This window comes from Janthinobacterium sp. J1-1, assembly GCF_030944405.1.
Taxonomy (GTDB): domain Bacteria; phylum Pseudomonadota; class Gammaproteobacteria; order Burkholderiales; family Burkholderiaceae_D; genus Janthinobacterium.
Window position 1 is genome coordinate 4,344,988 of the sequence record NZ_CP132339.1, and the last position, 16,142, is coordinate 4,361,129.

Annotated in this window: 8 protein-coding genes; 3 read left to right on the plus strand and 5 right to left on the minus strand. The window is 67.4% G+C overall.

Annotated features, from left to right (window positions below):
* The first annotated feature begins 87 nt into the window (after positions 1 to 87).
* Complete coding sequence (locus tag Q8L25_RS19870; RefSeq protein WP_308921018.1) at positions 88 to 3,660, plus strand: hydantoinase B/oxoprolinase family protein; 3,573 nt, start codon at positions 88 to 90, stop codon at positions 3,658 to 3,660.
* Here Q8L25_RS19870 and Q8L25_RS19875 read toward each other — a convergent pair.
* Positions 3,642 to 4,571, minus strand: coding sequence for an AraC family transcriptional regulator (locus Q8L25_RS19875; RefSeq protein WP_308921019.1), 930 nt, complete (start codon positions 4,569 to 4,571; stop codon positions 3,642 to 3,644). The genes Q8L25_RS19870 and Q8L25_RS19875 overlap by 19 nt on opposite strands.
* A gap of 177 nt (positions 4,572 to 4,748) precedes the next feature.
* On the opposite strand from Q8L25_RS19875, the gene Q8L25_RS19880 reads away from it, so the two are divergent.
* Both Q8L25_RS19880 and Q8L25_RS19885 read left to right on the plus strand, forming a co-directional pair.
* Positions 4,749 to 5,801 (plus strand): NAD(P)-dependent alcohol dehydrogenase, encoded by a 1,053-nt coding sequence (locus Q8L25_RS19880; protein ID WP_308921020.1) that lies wholly within the window; start codon positions 4,749 to 4,751, stop codon positions 5,799 to 5,801.
* Between the two features lie 141 nt (positions 5,802 to 5,942).
* Positions 5,943 to 7,244 carry an HD-GYP domain-containing protein gene (locus Q8L25_RS19885; protein ID WP_308921021.1) on the plus strand — a complete coding sequence of 434 codons (1,302 nt, stop codon included), beginning with the start codon at positions 5,943 to 5,945 and terminating at the stop codon, positions 7,242 to 7,244.
* Positions 7,245 to 7,253: 9 nt separating this feature from the next.
* On the opposite strand, the gene Q8L25_RS19890 is transcribed toward Q8L25_RS19885, so the two are convergent.
* From Q8L25_RS19890 to Q8L25_RS19905, 4 genes are all read right to left on the minus strand, one after another.
* The gene (locus tag Q8L25_RS19890) at positions 7,254 to 8,243 is read right to left on the minus strand and encodes an HD domain-containing phosphohydrolase (RefSeq protein WP_308921022.1); all 990 of its coding nucleotides are present in this window, start codon (positions 8,241 to 8,243) and stop codon (positions 7,254 to 7,256) included.
* A 3-nt stretch (positions 8,244 to 8,246) separates the two neighbouring features.
* On the minus strand, positions 8,247 to 11,411 hold the full coding sequence (locus Q8L25_RS19895; RefSeq protein ID WP_308921023.1) for an ATP-binding protein: 3,165 nt from the start codon (positions 11,409 to 11,411) through the stop codon (positions 8,247 to 8,249).
* Positions 11,412 to 11,493: 82 nt separating this feature from the next.
* Positions 11,494 to 12,438, minus strand: coding sequence for a diguanylate cyclase domain-containing protein (locus Q8L25_RS19900; RefSeq protein WP_308921024.1), 945 nt, complete (start codon positions 12,436 to 12,438; stop codon positions 11,494 to 11,496).
* Positions 12,435 to 16,139 carry a PAS domain S-box protein gene (locus tag Q8L25_RS19905; RefSeq protein WP_308921025.1) on the minus strand — a complete coding sequence of 1,235 codons (3,705 nt, stop codon included), beginning with the start codon at positions 16,137 to 16,139 and terminating at the stop codon, positions 12,435 to 12,437. Before Q8L25_RS19905 ends, Q8L25_RS19900 begins: the two co-directional genes overlap by 4 nt.
* Between the last annotated feature and the right edge of the window lie 3 nt (positions 16,140 to 16,142).

Below are 16,142 nucleotides of genomic sequence, written 5' to 3' on the forward strand. Positions count from 1 at the left end.
GATGGACGCGCAATGCAAGGCGCACGCGTGCAAAACGCCGGGCAATCGAGCGGCTACAATAAGCATCTCACTTAGCGGAGGCACCATATGGACTGGCAATTCTGGATCGACCGTGGCGGCACCTTTACCGATATCGTGGCGCGCCGCCCCGATGGCAGCCTGGCCACGCACAAGCTGCTGTCCGAGCATCCGGGCCAGTACCGTGATGCCGCGCTGGCCGGCATCCGCCAGTTGATGGCCGTGGCGCCCGATGCGCCGTTGCCGGTGGACGAAATCGGCGCCATCAAGATGGGTACCACGGTGGCCACCAATGCGCTGCTCGAGCGCAAGGGCGAACCCACCGTGCTGGCCATCACGCGCGGCTTTCGCGACGCGCTGCGTATCGCCTACCAGAACCGCCCGAAACTGTTTGCGCGCCAGATCGTGCTGCCCGAACTGCTGTACCGCGAGGTGATCGAGATCGATGAGCGCATCGGCGCGCATGGCGAAGTGGTGCTGCGACTCGATGAGGCGGCCGCGCGCACGGCGCTGGCAGCGGCTCATGACCGTGGCCTGCGCTCGATCGCCATCGTGCTGATGCACGGCTACCGCCATCAGGCGCATGAAGCGGCGCTGGCGCGCATCGCGCGCGAGGTAGGCTTCACCCAGGTATCGGTATCGCACGAGGTGAGCCCGATGATGAAGCTGGTGGCGCGCGGCGATACCACCGTGGTCGACGCCTATCTGTCGCCGATCCTGCGCCGCTATGTCGACCAGCTGGCCGAAGAACTGCCCGGCGCGCACCTGCAATTCATGCAGTCGAACGGCGGCCTGACGGACGCGCGCGCCTTCCAGGGCAAGGACAGTATTTTGTCCGGCCCGGCCGGCGGCATCGTCGGCATGGTGCGCGCCAGCGCGCTGGCCGGTTTCGACAAGGTCATCGGCTTCGACATGGGCGGCACCTCGACCGATGTGTCGCATTACGCGGGCGAGTTCGAGCGCGTGTTCGAGACCCAGGTGGCCGGGGTGCGCATGCGCGCGCCGATGATGAGCATCCACACGGTGGCGGCCGGCGGCGGCTCCATCCTGCACTTCGACGGCGCGCGCTACCGCGTGGGTCCGGACAGCGCGGGCGCCGATCCGGGACCGGCCAGCTACCGGCGCGGCGGGCCGCTGGCGGTGACCGACTGCAACGTCATGCTGGGCAAGCTGCAGGCCGCGCATTTCCCGAAATTGTTCGGCCCGAATGCCGACGAGGCGCTGGACGTGGCCGGCGTGCGGGCCCAGTTCGAGGCGCTTGCGCGCACCGTGGGCAGCACGCCGGAAGACGTGGCGCAGGGCTGTATCGCAATTGCGGTCGGCAATATGGCCAATGCCATCAAGCAGATCTCGGTGCAGCGCGGCCATGACGTCACCGGCTATGCCCTCACCAGCTTTGGCGGCGCGGGCGGCCAGCACGCCTGCCTGGTGGCCGATGCGCTGGGCATGAAAACCGTCTTCATCCACCGCCTGGCCGGCGTGATGTCGGCCTATGGCATGGGCCTGGCCGACCAGAGCGCGATGCGCGAGCGGGCCATCGAAGAAAAACTGGGCGTGGACTTGCAGGCGCCGCTGGCGGACCTGGGCGCACAGGCGCGGGACGACCTGCTGCGCCAGGGCGTGGAGGCGTCGCGCATTACCTTGCTGCGGCGCGTGCACCTGCGCTACGAAGGCACGGATTCGGCGCTGGTGGTGCTGTTCGATAGCGATGCGGGCATGCAAGCCCAGTTCGAAACGGCCTATCAACAACGGTTTTCCTTCCTGATGCCGGCGCGCGCGCTGATCGTCGAAGCGATTTCCGTCGAAGCCATCGGCGCCTCGAACGCGCCGGCCGAAACAGCGCCCGCGTGGCCGGAACGGATTGGGCCGCTGGCGCCGATCGATACCGTGTCCATGTACTGCGATGGACAGTGGCGCGACAGCGGCCTGTATGCGTTTGATGCGCTGCGCCCCGCTGACGCCATCGACGGCCCGGCCATCATCACCGACGCCAACGCCACCACCGTGATCGAACCGGGCTGGCGCGCGCTGGTCTCCACGCAAGGCCACCTGGTGCTGCGGCGCGTGGCGGCCTTGCCGGCCCGGCAGGCGATCGGCACGCAGGCGGACCCGGTGATGCTGGAGATCTTCAATAACCTGTTCATGTCGATCGCCGAACAGATGGGTTTGCGGCTGCAGAACACGGCGCATTCCGTCAATATCAAGGAGCGGCTCGATTTCAGCTGCGCTATTTTCGACGCTAGCGGCAACCTGATCGCCAACGCGCCCCATATGCCGGTGCACCTGGGCTCGATGGGCGAGAGCATCCGCACCGTCATGACCCGCAATGCCGCCAAGATGCGGCCCGGCGACGTCTATATGCTGAACGATCCTTACCACGGCGGCACGCACTTGCCCGACGTGACGGTGATTTCGCCGGTGTTCGACCTGGCCGGCGTCACCATCCTGTTCTATGTCGGTTCGCGCGGCCACCATGCCGATATCGGCGGCACCACGCCCGGCTCGATGCCGCCGGACTCCACGCGCATCGAGGAAGAGGGCGTGCTGATCGATAATTTCAAGCTGGTCGACGGCGCCACCGGCCTGCTGCGCGAAGCGGAAACCCTGGCCCTGCTGGCGGGCGGCGCCTGGCCCGCGCGCAATGCGCGGCAGAACCTGGCCGACCTGCGGGCCCAGGTGGCGGCCAATCAAAAAGGGGCGGACGAACTGCGCAAGATGGTGGCGCATTTCGGCCTGGAGGTGGTGCAAGCGTATATGGGTCATGTGCAGGACAATGCCGAGGAAGCGGTGCGCCGCGTGATCCAGCAGCTGAAAGACGGCGCCTACACTTTGGCGCTCGACAACGGTGCGCAGATCCAGGTGGCGATCCGCGTCGATGCCGCTAGCCGCAGCGCCACGATCGACTTTACCGGCACGTCCGCCCAGCTGCCGAACAACTTCAACGCACCGTCGGCAGTCTGCATGGCGGCGGTGCTGTATGTGTTCCGCACCCTGGTCGATGACGAGATCCCGCTGAACGCCGGCTGTTTGAAACCACTCACCGTGATCATCCCGCCCGGTTCCATGCTCAAGCCGCAGTATCCGGCCTCGGTCGTCTCGGGCAATGTGGAAACCTCGACCTGCATTACCAATGCGCTGTATGGCGCGCTGGGCGCGATGGCGGCGTCGCAGGGCACGATGAACAACTTCACCTTCGGTAACGACAAATACCAGTATTACGAGACGATTTCGGGTGGCTCGGGCGCCGGCCCCGGTTTTGACGGCACCAGCGTGGTGCAGACGAACATGACCAATTCACGGTTGACGGACCCGGAAATCCTCGAATGGCGCTTTCCCGTGCGGCTGGACAGTTACAGCATCCGTGTAGGCTCGGGCGGAGCAGGGCGCTGGCGCGGCGGCAATGGCGGCGTGCGCCGCATGCGTTTTCTGGAAGCGATGACGGCTGCCATCCTGTCGAATAATCGCGTGCATCCACCGTTCGGCATGGCTGGCGGCGCAGCGGGCGCGCTGGGACGCAATTATATCGAGCGCATCGACGGCTCCGTCGAGCACTTGCCGCATATCGGCAAGGCGCAGATGCGGCCGGGCGATGTGTTCGTGATCGAGACGCCCGGCGGTGGCGGCTACGGCATGCCCGAATAAGCCGGCTGCGCGCCCGTCAGCTGCGCGCGCAACCGCCCCACGTCGCGCATCGGCGCGCGGCCGAACTGGCGGCTGTATTCGCGGCTGAACTGCGATTCGCTGGCGTAGCCGACCCGGTAGCCGGCTGTGCCGGCGTCGATTTGTTCCACCAGCAGCAAGCGCCGCGCTTCCTGCAGGCGCAAGGTTTTCTGGTACTGCATCGGCGTCATGGCCGTAATTGCCTTGAAATGGTGGTGCAGTGACGACACGCTCATGTTGGCCACGCCAGCCAGTTGCTCGATGCGCAGCGGCTCGCAGTAATTATGCTGTATCCATTTGATGGCTTGCCCGACCTGGTGCGACTGGCTGCTGGCCAGGGACATATGGCGCAGCCGCGCGCCGACCGGCCCCTTGAGCAGGCGGTAGGTCAGTTCGCGCTGGATCAACGGTGCCAGCGCCGCGATATCGGATGGCTGATCCAGCAGGCGCACCAGGCGCAGCATGGCGTCGAGCAGGTCGCCCGGCACTTCGCTGACGGAAATACCGCGCGTGACCGGGATCTGGCGCGAGAAGGACGCGTCGTCGCGGGCCGTCAGCGCGGCCACGTCGGCGATATCGATGCCCAGCACCACGCACAGGTGCGGCGACTGCGCGCTCGCTTCGACCACGCGCGCCTGCACCGGCAGGTCGACCGACGTCAGCAGATACTGCATGCGGCTGTAGTGAAAGACCTCGCTGCCCAGTGTCACTTCTTTCGCGCCCTGGGCGATGATCGCCACGCTGGGGCGCGCCGCATGGCACAGCGAATCGGTCGGCGCGTCGCGGCGCTGAAAGGACAGGCTCTCGATCGCCGTGCCGTAATCACCGCTGCCGGGGGCATGGCGGCTGATCAGGGCGGCGATTTCATCTTGCGGTAACAGGATAGGTGTCATGGTGGCGCCAGTGTAGCAGGGCGGCGCTGCAAGCGCAGCGTGTTGCCGGCCACATTCGGACTATCGTGCAAAGTTCTTGCAGGATCGCGGTAACGTGCGCTGCCGTGCTGGTGCACACTGTGACCTGTCGCATGCACGCCATGCGTGATCCCCGCAACCAGACCACAGGAGTGTTCAATGACCACCACCGCCAAAGGCTACGCCGCACTGAGCCCGACCAGCAAACTGCAGCCATTCACGTTTGAACGCCGCGCCCCGCGCGAAGACGACGTCGCCATCTCGATCAAATACTGCGGCGTATGCCACTCCGATATCCACCAGGCCCGCGACGAATGGGGCGGCGCGGCGTTCCCGATGGTGCCCGGCCATGAAATCGCCGGCATCGTCACCGCCGTCGGCGCCAATGTCAGCAAGTTCAAGGTGGGCGACCATGTGGGTGTGGGCTGCTTCGTCGATTCCTGCACCACCTGCAAGACGCGCAATGTCGACCTGGAACAGTATATGCCCGGCCTGGTGCAGACCTATAACAGCGTCGAAGCGGACGGCAAGACGGCCACCCAGGGCGGCTATTCGGACAGCATCGTCGTCAAGGAAGGCTATGTATTGTCGATACCCGACAACCTGCCGCTGGACGCCGCCGCGCCGCTGCTGTGCGCCGGCATCACGCTGTATTCGCCGCTGAACCATTGGAAGGCCGGCCCCGGCAAGCAGGTGGCGATCCTGGGCATGGGCGGCCTGGGCCACATGGGCGTCAAGCTCGCCCACGCCATGGGCGCCGAGGTGACGGTGCTGAGCCAGACCCTGTCGAAGCGCGAAGACGGCCTGCGCCTGGGCGCATCCCATTACTACGCCACCAATGATGCCGAAACCTTTACCAGGCTGGCCGGCACCTTTGATCTGATCATCTGCACCGTCGGCGCGTCCATCGACTGGAACCAGTACATCAACCTGCTGAAAGTCGATGGCAGCATGGTCATCGTCGGCATTCCCGACGGCGCCGTGCCGCCGATCGGCGCCTTCGGCCTGGTCGGCGCGCGCCGTAGCCTGTCCGGCTCCATGATCGGCTCGATCAAGGAAACCCAGGAAATGCTGGATTTCTGCGGCAAGCACAATATCGTCTCCGATATCGAAGTGATCCGCATTCAGGATATCAATGAAGCGTTCCAGCGCGTGGTGAAAAGCGATGTGCGCTACCGCTTCGTGATCGACATGGCGTCGCTGGCGGAGTAAGCTGCAATTTGTTGTTGTCGCTGAAATATAATCAAATAATTCAATTATTCATAAATAATTGGTGAAATTGATTTTATTTGTTGTTATCGCCTGCTGGTCGTGACACAATTACTTGTGAGCATCGCATAAGGATAGCAAGCAATGAGTCAGGACAGCAGTCAGGCAGTGACAAAGACGGGCAAGCCCGGTGCGATCAGGAAGATCGCCACCGGGCAGTTGCGCATGGGCATGTATGTCCACAAGCTGGTCGGCTCCTGGCTGACGACGCCATTCTGGCAAAGTTCCTTCCTCGTCGATTGTCAGCAGACGATCGACAAGATACGCGCCAGCGCCGTCACGGAGCTGTGGATCGATACCGGCAAGGGCTGCGACGTACAGGTGGTGTCGCCCGAACCGTGCGGGGCGCCCGCCGTCGCTGCGGCCATGTCCGCCGTGCCGGCGCCCGCGCCGGCTTTCCGTTTCGCCCCCGCCCCCCCCGCGCCCATGGCCCAGGAGCTCAAGCGGGCCGTCGCCCTGATCGATAAATCGAAGGTGGCGGTGCTGTCCATGTTCCAGGACGCACGCATGGGCCGCGCGATCGACCTGGAGGGGGCTTTGCCGATGGTGGACGAGATCGCCGGCTCGGTGATCCGCAATGCCAGCGCGCTGATCGGCCTGGCGCGGCTGAAAACCGCCGACAACTATACCTATATGCACTCGGTGGCCGTGTGCGCGCTGATGATCGCGCTGGCGCGCCAGCTGGGCCTGGACGACGCCGTCACGCGCGAACTGGGACTGGCCGGACTGCTGCACGACGTGGGCAAGATGGTGCTGCCGATGGCCATCCTGAACAAGCCGGGCAAACTCACTGTCGAGGAGTTCGATATCGTCAAAGGCCACCCGGCGGCGGGCCACGCCATGCTGCTGGGCGCCGGCGGTATCGGCGCGGTCGCGCTGGATGTGTGTTTGCACCATCACGAAAAATTCGACGGCAGCGGTTATCCGCATGGCCTGCGCGGCGAAGAGATCAGCCTGCATGCCCGCATGGGCGCCATCTGCGACGTGTACGACGCCGTCACGTCGAACCGCCCGTACAAGGCGGGCTGGGGACCGGCCGAGTCGCTGCGCCGCATGGCCGAGTGGGGCCGGGCCGGGCATTTCGACGAAAAAGTGTTTGCCGCCTTTGTCAAATGCCTGGGCATTTATCCTGTCGGCACGCTGGTGCGCCTGCGCTCGGGCAGGCTGGGCGTGGTGGCCGAACAGCCGGCGAGCGGCTCGCTGCTGCTGCCAAAAGTGAAGGTATTTTTTTCCAGCAAATCGCAGACCTATATCGTGCCGCAGCTGCTGGACCTGGCCCAGCCTGGGGTCGCCGACCCCATCGTCTGCTGCGAGGAGGCCAGCTCATGGGGGCTGGTCGATATCGACCGTTTCTGGATCGGCGAAGGCTGTGGCGGCCGCGCCTGAGCCTGTCTCTCAGGCGTGGTGCGTGTCACTGAAGCGCGCCTGGATGTCCAGCAGGCGCGGCATGATCCCGATGAACAGCGAGGTCAGCACAGGATCGAAATGGCTGCCGGCGCCGCCCTGCAGGTGCGCGATGATGTCGTCGATGTTCCAGGCCGGCTTGTAGGGGCGACGCATGCTGAGCGCATCGAACACGTCCGCCAGTGCGACGATGCGTGCCGACTCCGGGATGTCCGCGCCCTCCAGGGCGCCCGGATAGCCGCTGCCGTCCCATCGTTCGTGGTGCCTCAGGGCCACTTCGGCCGCCAGCCGGAATACCGGCGCCTCGCTTTTGCTCAGGATGTCGTGGCCGACCTGGGGATGCGTCTTCATGATGATCGATTCGTCCGCGTCGAGCGGGCCCGGCTTGCGCAGGATAGCCTGCGGCACGCCCAGCTTGCCGGTGTCGTGCATGGGTGCGGCCAGTTCCAGCTGCGCGCAGCGCGCAGGTTCCCAGCCGGCGGCGCCTGCCAGCGCGGCGGCATAGGCTGCCATGCGCCAGATATGGGCGCCGGTATCGGTGTCGTTATAATGACCGGCATGGCCCAGCATCAGGATGGCCTCGCGGTAGCTGCGTTCCAGCGCGGTGGCGCGGACCAGCGACAGATGGGCCGCCACCCGGGCGCGCACCAGCGGCGCGAGCACGGGCTTGACGATGTAGTCGACGCCACCCGCCGCGAAGCCGGCCGTTTCCTGTTCCTCGCCGCAGTTGGCGGTGACGAAGATGACTTGCAGCGCCTGCGTCGGGTCGATCTGGCGCAGCTGCGTGCACAGAGCATAGCCGCTGATGTCCGGCAGGCCTATGTCGAGCAGCACCAGGGCCGGACGGTGCTTGAGCACGGCTGCAATGGCCTCGGCGCCATTGCGCGCGTACACCAGGCGGTAATCGCTGCCCAGTATGCTGCGCAGCAGGGCCAGGTTGGCCGGCTCGTCGTCGACAGCCAGAATGACGGGCAGGTTCATGGCTCACTCCTCGATGGATGAAGGGTGGCGCATGGACAGGCTGCGTGCCGCCGTTTCGGCGCCGCGGAAATCGAAACAGGACAGTGGCGCCGCAATCAGCTCGATGTCGCCGGCCGGCAACAGCAGGCGCAGTTGATCGAGCAGTGCTTCGGCCGGCGCCGGATCATCGGCGTCCAGTGCCGTGATCAGCCGTTCCAGCAGGGCCTGCGCACCGGTGCCGCAGGCCGCCGTGGCGCGCAAGGCGGCCGGGCTGTCCCGCAAGTAGGCCGCGATGGCGTCGACGGCGCGCGCCAGTTCCGCCGCCAGCGGCGCCAGCGAGCCGCGCGCTTCGGCGCCGCTGGCCAGCAGGCGTTCGGTTGCCTGCGCCGCGCGGTGCAATGCCGGCAGCGCCAGGTTGCCGGCGATACCGCTCAGCTTGTGCGCCAGCGCCAGCGCGGCGCCGGCTTCCCCGGCATCGAGGTAGCGGCCGATCAGGGCCGCGCTGCCGCCATGGGCGTCGCCGAAGCGCTCCAGGTGCTGCCGGTAAGGCGCCTCGTCGAGCCACAGCGCCAGGCCCTGCCGCAGGTCGAATGCGCGCTCGCGCCCGCCGTCCGTGGTGGCCGCCGGAATCACTGCCAGCGGCCGTGCGCTGTGCGCGCCGGACTGGCGCCGGTGCAGCCGCGCGATCAGCGCGATCGTGGCCGGCACATCGAATGGTTTGCCGATAAAGGCGGCCATGCCCGCCTGGAGCGCCGCTTCCTGCTGCGCCTTGAACGCGCCGGCCGTCAGTGCGATCACGGGCAAGCTGTCGAACTGCGCCATGCGCCGTAGCCGCCGGGTCGCCTCGATGCCATCCATGACCGGCATCTGCACATCCATCAGCACGATGTCGGCCAGGGCGGGATGGGCGCACAGCCAGTCCAGCGCCTGCTGGCCGTCATGGGCGAACACCGGCCGGGCGCCCTGATCGCGCAAGATCTGGCCGGCCACGTCGCGGTTGATCTCGCTGTCGTCCACCACCAGCACGCACACGTCCTGCAGCGCGCGTCGCGGCGGCTCATGGGCCGGCAATCCGGCCGGGCAGGGTGGGATGGCCGGCAGCAGCCGCAAGGCAATAGTGAAGGAAAATTCGCTGCCCACGCCCGCTTCGCTCTGCAACGCCAGTTCGCCCCCCATCAACTGCACCAGCTGGCGGCAGATGGTCAGCCCCAGCCCGGTGCCGCCGAAGCGCCGGGTGGTCGAATTGTCGGCCTGGGTGAAGGCCGAGAAGACCGCCTCGCGCATGTCGGTGGCGATGCCGATGCCGCTGTCGCGCACGCAAAAGCGCAGCCGCACCACGTCCCCCACGCAGCCCTCGACGGCGATACGCAGCTCGACCTGTCCGGTGGCGGTGAACTTGACCGCGTTGCCCGTCAGGTTGACCAGCACCTGTTCCAGCCGCAGCGCGTCGACCAGCAGCGCCAGCGGCTTGCCAGTGGCCGCCACGGCCATGCCGGAGGCAACTTTGTCGAGCACGTCGGCCAGGCAAAACGGCGCCTGCTCGATCTGCATGTGGCCCGCTTCGATCTTCGAGACATCGAGCACGTCGTTGACGATGGACAGCAGGGACTGGCCAGCGGCGCGGATCTTGCGGGTCATGGCTTGCGGTTCCGGTTCAAGCCGCGCCCTCTCGAGCAACCACGTCATGCCAAGGATGGCATTGAGCGGCGAGCGGATTTCGTGGCTCATGTTGGCAAGGAACTGCGCCTTGCTGCGATTGGCCGCTTCGGCGGCGTCGCGCGCCCGGGCCATGTCTTCCTCGGCGCGCTTTTGGGCCGAAATATCCTGGGCGAAGATCAGCGTCGCCGGACCATCGGCCAGCATCACCCGCGTGGTGGTCTTGAGCACGGGTACCGGCCGGCCCTGCTTGCCCAGGCCCAGCGCCTCGAACCGCTGTTCGCTGGGCGAATCGGCTTCGATCAGCGCTTCATGGCCAGCGAGCACGGCGCGCGACTCCGCCGCGATCATGGCGCGCCACGGCAGGCCGGCAAGATCATCCTCGGCGGCATAGCCGTGCAGCGCGCGGTAGCGCGGATTGGAGTAGATGAAATGGCCGCCGCGCAGGATGGCGATGGCCAGCGGCGCATCTTCGATCAGGGTGCGGAAGCGAGCCTCGCTGCCGGCGATGGCCAGCATGGCCTGGCGTTCCTCTTCCTGTCCGGCGCGCCAGCCGGCCAGATGGGCGCGGCGCCGCTGCATCCAGTACAGCACGGCGGCGGCGCATAGCGCCAGCAGGCCGGAGACCAGCAGGTAGGCACGGGCCTGCCCGCGCAGCGGTGCGGCGATGGCCGCTTCGTCACGGCTCAGGCCGATCACGATGGCGCGGTCCATATGCAGCGATGGCGGGCGGATTGTCTCGAGCGCCATCACGCGCTGTTCGCCGGTGAGGTAGACCTTGCCGCTGAGGATGTTCTGCCGCAGGGCGCTGTCGCGGTGACGCCGGAAAAACGTGCCGGGACGATCCAGGTTGGTGCCGTCGATGCCGGGCCTGCTCGGATAATTGAGCAGTTGCCGCCCATCGCCATGGGCCGCCACTGCCCAGACATCAGGGGCGTACATCGCCGTGCGAAATTTGGCGGTAAAGTACTTCGGATCGAGCGTGGCCAGCACCACGCCGCCGAAACCGCCGTCCTTGCGCGGCACCATGCGCGCCACAGAGATGATCAGGTCGCCACGGATCGAGCGGTAGGGCGCTGCCACGTACAGCGTGGCCGCATCCGGCGCACGCAGCATGGACTGGAAATAGGCGCGCTGCGAAAAATTCCTGCCGATCACGTCAGGCATGCTCGATGCGGTCGCCACGCCGTCGCGGTCGAGCACCACCAGCGCCCGCACGCCCGGCATGGCGCCGACCATCGCGTCGAGCCGTCGCGGCAGTTCCAGCGCCACCGCGGGACCGGGCGGTGCGCCGAGATAGTCGTGGATAATGCCGGCCAGCGCCGCATTGGTGGCTTGCAGATCCGTTTCGATGTTGTTGGCCAGCAATGCGGCCAGTACGCGCAGCCGCTCATGCTCCGTTTCCTGCTGGCGCGCGCTTTCGGCCAGGTGGGAGAACGCCAGGCCGCTGCCGGCCAGCAGCAGCACGGCCCCGAGCGCCAACCACTCGGCAAGGTGGCGGCGCAGTGTCGTTGGGTCGGTTTTTTTGGCCATGCCACGATGCTATACCGTGCCCTTCCTATCGACAATGATATAGGTGACTACCATCATGATAGTGTTGCTAAAATGTAAAAATCTAAGGCGGGTCCGCATTGAATGCGACCCGGTTGCGCCCCTGCTGCTTGGCGCGGTAAAGCTCGGTGTCCGCTGCGCGCAGCAGCACGCCGGGACTGGACTGCCGATGCGGCAGGCAGCTGGCCGCGCCGGCGCTGATGGTGGCGATGCGGGGGCCGCCGGCCGGCAGGTGCGGGATTGCCAGCGCGCGCACCGCTTCGCACAGCGCCAGCGCCAGCGCAGCCGTGCCGGCCAGGTCGGTGCCCGGCAGCAGGCAGACAAACTCTTCGCCGCCATAGCGCGCCAGCAGGTCGTGCGGCCGCTTCAGGTGGTGGCGCAGTGACGCGGCGATCGCGCGCAGGCAGTCGTCGCCGGCCTGGTGTCCATAGTGATCGTTATAGCGCTTGAAATGGTCGACATCCATCATGATCAGTCCCAGCGCGGTTTGCTCGCGCACGGCGCCCTGCCAGGCGATGTTGAGACGCTGATCGAAGTGGCGGCGATTGGCCACGCCGGTCAGGCCGTCCATGTAGGCCATTTCACGAAATGCATCGGCCTGGAATTTCAACGCCAGGTGGGTGCGCACGCGGTTATGCAGCGTCACGGCATTGACCGGCTTGACGACAAAGTCGACGCCGCCAGCGTCCCAGCAGGCCATTTCCGCTTCGGCGCCTTCGTCGCCGGTGACAAAAATGACCGGGATGGCATGTGTTTCCTGCCCCAGTTTGAGTTCCCTGCACACTTGCAGCCCGCTCAGGCCGGGCATTTGCACGTCCAGCAGCACCAGGTCGGGCAGTCTCTCGCGGCACAGGCGCAGCGCCTGCGCGCCATCGGTGGCGACCAGCACTTCGTGCTCGGCGCCGAACATGCCGAGCAGCAGGCGCACATTGCCCGGCTGGTCGTCGACCACCAGCAGGCGGCCTCGCCGGCCATGCAGATCGTAGGGGTTGGGGCTGGCTTCATTCACGCTGTGTTTTCCTTGAATTTGATGGCGCGCAGCATGACGGCGGCCTGTTCCAGCGCCTCCGCGAAGCGCAGTTCTTCGACCGCCGCAGCGAGCCTGTCCATGCCGTCCGGCGCGGTCGCGCCATGGCGCGACCGCAGCGCATCGAAACAAGGCAGGGCCGCGCCATTTGCGCCGGCCAGCAGGCGCATCAGCGCCTCGAGCCCCTGCGCCAGTTCGCCCGCCGCCGGTTCTTCTTCGGGCGGCCGCTCATCTTCGCCGGCGGCCTGGCGCGCCGCGGCGCAGGCCGCCGGCAGCGCCGCCAGCAAGGCCTCGATGGCCTGCCGTGCGGCGCCGCCATCCTGCGGCGCCGACTGCTCCGCCTGCCGTGCCAGCGCGGCGACACGTTCGGCGCCGGCTGTCGCGGCCAGGCCCTTGATCTGGTGCAGCAGGGCGGCATCCGCGGCGGGCGCGTTGCGCAGGCGCGCCGCCAGTGCCTCGATCTCCGGCACGAAACCGCGCAGCAGGCGCCGGTAGAGCGCCACCTGGCCGCCGCAGCGGCCCAGCGCGGCGGCGGCGTTCAATACGGGCTGCGCATCGGACGGTACGGGACGCGTCCGCGCCGGCGCCGCAGGCACTCCACCGGTCAGCGCCAGGATCACGGCGACCAGCTGCTCCAGGTCGAACGGCTTGCCGACATGCTGGTCCATTCCGGCCGCCAGGGCCGCGGCGCGGTCGCCGGCCATCGCATTGGCCGTGACGGCGATGACGGGCAGCCGGCCGGCATGCGGCAGCGCGCGGATCGCGCGCGTGGCCGCATAGCCGTCCATGCCGGGCATCTGCACGTCCATCAGCACGGCGTCGCAGCGTTCCGCCGTGCCACCGAGGATATCGAGGGCGGTCTGGCCACAATCGGCCAGGGTGATCGCCGCGCCTTCGTGGCGCAGCAGCTCGAAAGCGAGCTGGCGGTTGAGCGCGTTATCCTCCACCACCAGCAGGTGCAGGCCGGCCAGGCGCTGGCCTGGCCTGTGCCGCGGCTTGGCCAGCGTCGCCGCCGTGCGGCAGGCCGTGATGCTGTCGTACAGGGCGGACGCGGTGGCCGGCTTGACCAGCAGGGCGTCGGGCTGGTCCGCATCGGCATCGTCCGCGCGAGGACCGCCGAGCGCGCCGGCGTGGCCGTCCAGCAGCGCGACCAGCTTGCCGTCCGGCGCCATGCCGCGCAGTTGCCGGCACAGCGCGGCGCTATCGGGGCTGGCCATGTCCCAGTCGAGCAGCATCAGGTCGTAGCGGGCGCCGCCGGCCGCCAGCGCGAGCGCGGCGGTGGCGCTGCCGGCGATGTCGACGTGGCAGCCGAACGACGCCAGCATGGCCGCCAGCACGCGGCGCGCACCGGCATGATCGTCGGCCAGCAGGCAGCGCAGTCCCTGCAGGTCGGCCGCCGGCAGCGGCGTTCCGGCCGGAGCCTGGGTCGCCGTGCAGTCGATCTCGAAGCTGAAGGTGCTGCCGGCGCCGGGCCGGCTGTCGACCCGCAGCTCGCCGCCCATCAGCCGCACCAGGCGCTGGCTGATTGCCAAGCCCAGTCCGGAACCGCCATAGCGCCGGGCGGTGGACGCTTCGGCCTGCGAAAAACCTTCGAAGATGCGCTCGCACTGGTCGGCGGCGATGCCGATGCCGCTGTCGCGCACGAAGAAAGCCAGCCTGAGCGGTTCTTCGGGACCGCTGGCGCGCCGGCATGACAGCACCACTTCGCCGCTGTCGGTGAACTTGATGGCATTGCCGGTCAGATTGATCAGCACCTGCTGCAGGCGCAGCGGATCGGCGATGATCCAGGCCGGCAGGCCCGCTTCGAGGTCGTACAGCAGTTCGATGCGCTTGTGGCCCAGGTTGGCGGCCAGGATCACCGCCGTTTCCGCCAGCAGCCGGTCGAGCTTGAACGCATGCGCTTCAAGGCTCAGCTTGCCGGCTTCGACGCGCGAGAAATCGAGGATGTTGTTGAGCAGGCCGAGCAGGGCGCGTGCGGCCTGCTCGGCCTTGTTGGCATGGTCGGCCTGGCGCGCTTGCAAGGGGCTTTGCCGCAGCAGCTTGAGCATGCCCAGCACGGCGTTCATCGGGGTGCGGATTTCATGGCTCATGTTGGCCAGGAAGTCCGATTTGGCGCGATTGGCCGCTTCCGCTTCGCTGGTGCGCACTTCGAGCGCATGGCGCGCGGCGCGCCGTTCGCTCAGGTCGGCCGCCATGCCCAGGTAACCGATCAGGGTACCGTTTTCATGCTTGAGCGCGGTCACCGACAGCAGTACCGGCACGCGTGCGCCGTCCTTGCACAGGAAGGTCCATTCGTGTTCGTTGGGCAAGCCCCGCAGCGCCTTGGCGACGAGTACATCGAAGCCCGTCGCGAGCGGCTGGCCCAGTTCGCGCGCAAATTCCGCGGCCCGCGCCGCCACCTCGTCCGGGTCATGAAAAATCATCGGCGTGACCCGTCCGATGACCTCGTCGGCGGCATGGTCGAGCAGGCGCTGCGCCGCCGGATTGAAGACGGTGACCAGGCCGCTGATATCGCTGGCGATGATTGCATAGGCGGCGTTGTCGAGGATCGCCTGCTGCTGCGCGGCCAGGTCGCGGATTTGCGCGGTGCGCTCGATCACCTGGCGTTCCAGCGAGCGGTTCAGCTCGAGAATCTGCGCCGCGCTGGCCTTCTGTGCGCTGATGTCGCGCACGGTCTTGGCCGCGCCGATCACATTGCCGTTGGCGGCGCGGATCGGTGAAATCGTCACGGACACGTCGACCAGAGTGCCGTCCTTGCGGCGCCGCCTCGTCTCATGGCTCGATATCACCTCGCCGCCCCGGATACGTTCCAGTATCTGGCGCTCCTCCTCCACATCGCTGCCCGGCATCAGCAGTTGCGCCAGCGGCCGGCCGCAGGCTTCCTGGGCGCTATAGCCGAAAATCCGTTCGGCGCCGCCGTTCCAGCTGGTGATGACGCCGTCGAGTGTCTTGCCGATAATGGCGTCATGGGAGCTGGCGACGATGGTGGCCAGTTCGGCCCGCTCGCGCGCCGCGCGCCGCCGCAGCCGGTACAGCAGCAGCAAGGCGCCGCTGCCCAGCAAGGCGCCGCTGAGCGTGACCAGCAGGGTATGGAGCCTGGCGGCGTTGATGGCGGGCGCCAGCAGCGCTTCGGGCAGGGCGACGATCAGCGTCAGGTCGCGTTGCCGCCGCTCGGGATCGAGGCGCACACGGCTGACGGCGAGATATTCCACTTCCCGGCCAAGGCGCGCGGCCATGCCGTCGGCGCGCCGCACCGGCTGGTGCTCGTCCTGCCAGCGCCAGCGCTGTCCGCGTTCCTGGCCGAAGCTGCGCGCGGCATCCGGCTGCAGCAGATAGCCGCCGCCGCCATCGAGCAGGTACATGCGGAAGTCGCCGCTCTGGCCGGTACTCAGGCGCGCCAGCGGCGCATCGAGGTTCAGGTTGAGCACCACCACGCCGGTGAGGCGGCCGTTTGCGCCGAATACCGGCGTGGCCGCGCGCAGCACACGGTGCAGCGGATACTCGATGCGGCCGGCCTCGCGCTGCAGGCTGAAGTCGGACATGTGCACCTGGCCTGGCGCCAGGGCGGCGGCGGCTCGCACGTAGTCGCGCTCGCCGAGCCGTTCCAGCCGGCCGGCGGGCGCCACGCTGATGCGCGCACCACGCCGGTCGACATGCACCAGTTCCCGCCAGCCATCGGCCACGCC